The sequence below is a fragment of the Parolsenella sp. genome, from assembly GCF_982402205.1.
This window is the reverse complement of sequence record NZ_CEVYAT010000135.1, coordinates 1-4359: the sequence shown is the minus strand read 5'-3', so window position 1 is coordinate 4359 and position 4359 is coordinate 1. Positions and strand designations below refer to the sequence as shown.

General features: G+C 68.4%; 4 protein-coding genes. 3 read left to right on the top strand and 1 reads right to left on the bottom strand.

What is annotated here, in order from left to right:
- Positions 1-46: 46 nt before the first annotated feature.
- The 3 genes from hisS to AC1VTH_RS06945 all read left to right on the top strand — a co-directional run bounded on the left by hisS (position 47) and on the right by AC1VTH_RS06945 (position 3927).
- Entirely contained in the window at positions 47-1369 is a 1323-nt protein-coding gene (hisS, locus tag AC1VTH_RS06955) for a histidine--tRNA ligase (protein ID WP_481335428.1), read from the top strand.
- Positions 1370-1374: 5 nt separating this feature from the next.
- Entirely contained in the window at positions 1375-2100 is a 726-nt protein-coding gene (locus AC1VTH_RS06950; protein WP_481335427.1) for an RluA family pseudouridine synthase, read from the top strand.
- A 198-nt stretch (positions 2101-2298) separates the two neighbouring features.
- Positions 2299-3927, top strand: a complete 1629-nt coding sequence (locus AC1VTH_RS06945) for a 4Fe-4S dicluster domain-containing protein (RefSeq protein WP_481335426.1) — start codon at positions 2299-2301, stop codon at positions 3925-3927.
- Between the two features lie 209 nt (positions 3928-4136).
- On the opposite strand, the gene AC1VTH_RS06940 is transcribed toward AC1VTH_RS06945, so the two are convergent.
- The coding region (locus AC1VTH_RS06940) for a PLP-dependent transferase (RefSeq protein ID WP_481335425.1) at positions 4137-4359 on the bottom strand (223 nt) is incomplete at its 5' end.

Genomic DNA, 4359 nt, shown 5'->3' with positions numbered 1-4359 from the left:
CGGTATACTCAACAGGTTAAACCGCGACTGAGAGGGACGTGCAATCATGGCTAACAAGGCGGAAGGCACCGAGGACCTGTACGGCGCGCGCATGCGTGCCTGGGAGCGCATGCAGCAGGTGGCGCGCGAGACGTTTGCCCCCTACGGCTTCTCGGCCATCGAGACGCCGGCGATGGAGCAGGTCTCCACGTTCGTGCACGGTATCGGCGAGTCCACGGACGTGGTGCGCAAGGAGATGTTCCGCGTCTTCTCCGGCGCGCTGCTCGACCGCGTGTTCGCGGCCGGCAACGACGCCGGCCTCAAGCCCAAGCAGCGTCTCGCCATGCGCCCGGAGGGCACGGCTGGCGTGGTGCGCGCCGCCGTCGAGAACAACTTCGTGCCGCAGGGCGGCGCCCCGGTGAAGCTGTGGTACGCCGAGCCGATGTTTCGCGGCGAGCGCCCGCAGAAGGGCCGCCTGCGCCAGTTCCACCAGGTGGGCATTGAGTGGCTGGGCGCGCCCGACCCCGCGGCTGATGCCGAGTGCATCATTATCCTCATGGACTTCTACCGTGCGCTGGGCATCGACCCTGCTCACCTGCACCTGGCCATCAACTCGATGGGCGACGCCGCATGCCGCCCGGCCTATCGCGAGAAGGTCCGCTCCTTCATCCTCGACCATGCCGACGAGATGTGCGAGGAGTGCCGCGAGCGTGCGGAGATAAACCCCCTGCGCGCCTTCGACTGCAAGAACGACCACTGCCGCGAGGTCATGGCAGACGCCCCGCTTGCCCACGAGAACCTCTGCGAGGAGTGCGCCGCCCACTATGAGCAGGTGAAGCGCTACCTCGACGAGGCGGGCATCGCCTACGAGGAGGACCCGACGCTCGTGCGCGGCCTGGACTACTACACCCGCACCGTCTTCGAGGTCGACTACACGCCCGACCCAGCGATTGGCGCCATTGGCGGCGGCGGCCGCTACGACGGCCTGATGGAGCTCGAGGGCGGCAAGCCCACCCCGGGCATCGGCTTTGCCGTGGGCTTCGAGCGCGTCATGCTGGCCCTCGAGGCCGAGGGTGTGAACCTGGGCGGAGACGAGCCGGGCTGCGTCTACGTGGCCGGCACCGAGGTCGACCTGCGCCCCGCCGTCTTCACGGCCACGCTGGCGCTTCGCCGCGCCGGCATCCGCACCGAGGCCGACTACCAGGGCCGCTCGCTCAAGGCCCAGTTCAAGCAGGCCGACAAGCACGGTGCCGTCCTGTGCGTGGTGCTGGGCCCCGAGGAGGTCGAGGCCGGCACCGCGACCATCCGCGACATGAAGACCCACGAGCAGGTGAGCGTGCCCGCCGCCGAGCTCGCTGAGCGTGTGGCCGAGCGCCTCGCCCAGGCCTAAGCCTCGTGAGCTCGCAAGATAAGACCAACGGGGGAGTCGGCGTCGCGCTTGCGGCGCCGGCCCTCATCTATGAGGACGAGTGGCTGCTCGCGGCCGACAAGCCCGCCGGCGTCATCGTGCATGGTGACGGCACAGGTGCCGCCACGCTCACCGACGCCGTGCGCGCCCACCTCCTGGACGAGGGGCGCCAGGAGGCCGCCGCGCAGCTCCAGGCTGTGCAGCGCCTCGACGCCGACACGACGGGCCTCGTGCTGTTCTCGCTCTCCAAGGAGGTGCAGCCCAGGCTTGACGCCCTCGTGGCGGAGCACGACGGCGTCGAGAAGCGCTACCTCGCCATCGTGCGCGGGGAGGTACCGCCCACGCTCACCCGCATCGACACCGGCCTTGCCCGCGACCGCCATGACGCACGTCGCATGCGCGTCGACGCCCGCGGCAAGCCCTCGCTCACGCTCGTGCGCCCACTCGACGTCGCGGGCCCGCCCCGCGCCCGCGTGAGCCTGGTCGAGCTCACGCTCAGAACCGGGCGCAAGCACCAAATTCGCGTGCACCTCGCGAGCCGTGGCTATCCCATCCTGGGCGACGCCCTCTACGGCGTGCCGGCCGACCGAGCGGGTCGCACCCCGCTCATGCTCCATGCCGTCAGCGAGGTTCTCGCCCATCCCGTGACGGGCGAGCGGCTGGCCCTGAGCGTTCCGTATCCCGAACGATTTGCCTCTTATTTTTCGAGGTAACGGGCCTTTTCGTGTGGAATGGGCGAGAAGCGCAAATGAGGGACACCCCGGCGCGCATCCGCCCAAGTTGACTGCTAATATATGGTCGTTTGATTGAGGCGCGCCTGGGGAGGCGCGTGACTACGTCTGCGCGGGCGCGCATGGGGATGCGTGGCCGCGCCGGGCCAAGCGGGGCCCAAACTGGAGGAGAGGACTTTCATGGCTGGAACTATGCGTGGCGTCTACACCAACCTAACCGACATCCGACGCAGGGTGTTCACCGAGGTCGCCAAGGTGGCCTACGGCTCTGCCAAGGACCTGGCGACGACCGACGACCCCGTTCCCGAGGCGGTCCACGAGCTGCGCCAGCTGCCCTACAAGCTCATTCCCGGCAACGTCGCGACCTACCGCGAGTCGGTCTTTCTCGAGCGCGCCATCGTGCAGGAGCGCATCCGCCTGGCGATGGGCCTGCCGCTGCAGGACCTCGACCAGCCTGAGACCGTGACCGACGGCATTCGCAAGGCCGCCGTGCCCGAGACCTACTACGAGCCGCCGCTGGTCAACGTCATCAAGTTCGCCTGCAACGCGTGCGAGGACAACGTCTACCGCGTGATGCCCAACGCCTGCCAGGGCTGCCTCGCGCACCCCTGCCGCGAGAGCTGTCCCAAGGGCGCCATCTCGTTCAAGGACAAGAAGGCCTTCATCGACCACGACAAGTGCATCAGCTGCGGTCGCTGCGCCAACGTGTGCCCCTACCACGCCATTCACCACCACGTGCGCCCCTGCGCCGAGGCCTGCGGCATGCACGCCATTGGCTCCGACGAGAACGGCCGCGCCGACATCGACTACGAGAAGTGCGTGAGCTGCGGCCAGTGCTTGGTCAACTGCCCGTTTGGCGCCATCGCCGACAAGAGCCAGATCTTCCAGACCATCATGGCCATCAACGCCGGCGACGAGGTCATCGCCGAGGTGGCGCCCGCCTTCGTGGGCCAGTTTGGCGGCAAGGGCAACGTCGACAAGCTGCGCGAGGCCTTCAAGCAGCTGGGCTTTGCCGGCATGGAGGAGGTGGCCCTGGGCGCCGACCTCTGCACCGTCGAGGAGGCCGAGGACTTCCTCGAGGAGGTTCCCGAGAAGATCCCGTTCATGGGCACCTCGTGCTGCCCGGCCTGGTCGGTCATGGCCAAGAAGGAGTTCCCGGAGCACGCGGGCTGCATCTCCATGGCGCTCACGCCCATGACGCTCACGGCCAGGCTCATCCGCCGGCAGCACCCCAACGCCAAGATCGTGTTCGTGGGGCCGTGCTCGGCCAAGAAGCTCGAGGCCATGCGCAAGAGCGTCAAGAGCGAGGTCGACTTCGTGCTGACCTTCGAGGAGATGGCCGGCATGATGGAGGCCAAGGGCATCGACTACACGAGCCTCGCAGGCGAGGGTGGCGACTTTGAGGTCGCGAGCGCCGACGGCCGCGGCTTTGCCGTTGCCGGTGGCGTCGCCAACGCCGTGGTCAACGCGATTCACCGCCGCTACCCCGACCGCGAGGTCAAGGTCGCGAACGCCGAGGGCCTCGAGGACTGCCGCAAGCTGATGAAGCTCGCCACCAAGGGCAAGTACAACGGCTACCTCATCGAGGGCATGGCCTGCCCGGGCGGCTGCGTGGCCGGCGCCGGCACCCTGCAGTCGATCGCCAAGTCCTCCGGTGCGGTGAAGATGTACGCCAGGAAGAGCACGCGCAAGAACGCCACCGAGAACGCCTACCGCATGCTCATCCCCGAGCTCGAGCGCCCCGAGGACGGCGCGCACGAGCTTGAGCAGGTTGCCGAGACCGACGAGGCGCAGAAGCCCAAGGCGTAAGCACCTAGCAGGGGTTTGTTGCTCGAGAAGCAAGCGCGAGGGCCGCGGGCGTCACGTGACGCTCGCGGCCCTCTTCTCTGTTGCGGGCTGTTTTGTTTGCGAGGGGCTGTCGGCGTCCGCGACTGCTCGGTGGCTTGCGGGCCCGCCGCTCTTCTCGGCTCCGCCGTCCCTCTCGCACTTGTCGCCGGGCGGGTCGCGGAGATGCGCCGCTAGGCCTGGTCGAGCGCCTGGGCGATGTCGGCGACGAGGTCCTCGGTGCCCTCGAGGCCGCAGCTCATGCGCACCATCGCGGGGGAGATGCCGGCGGCCACGAGCTCCTCGTCGGTCATCTGGCGATGGGTTGAGCTCGCGGGGTGCAGGCAGCAGGTGCGGGCGTCTGCCACGTGCGTCTCGATTGCGGCGATGTTGAGGGCGGCCATGAAGCGCTCGGCA

Bases quoted from the DNA above. Each gene is read 5' to 3' on its own strand.
- AC1VTH_RS06945 (WP_481335426.1), top strand. From the start codon at position 2,299: ATGGCTGGAACTATGCGTGGCGTCTACACCAACCTAACCGACATCCGA.
- hisS (WP_481335428.1), top strand. From the start codon at position 47: ATGGCTAACAAGGCGGAAGGCACCGAGGACCTGTACGGCGCGCGCATG.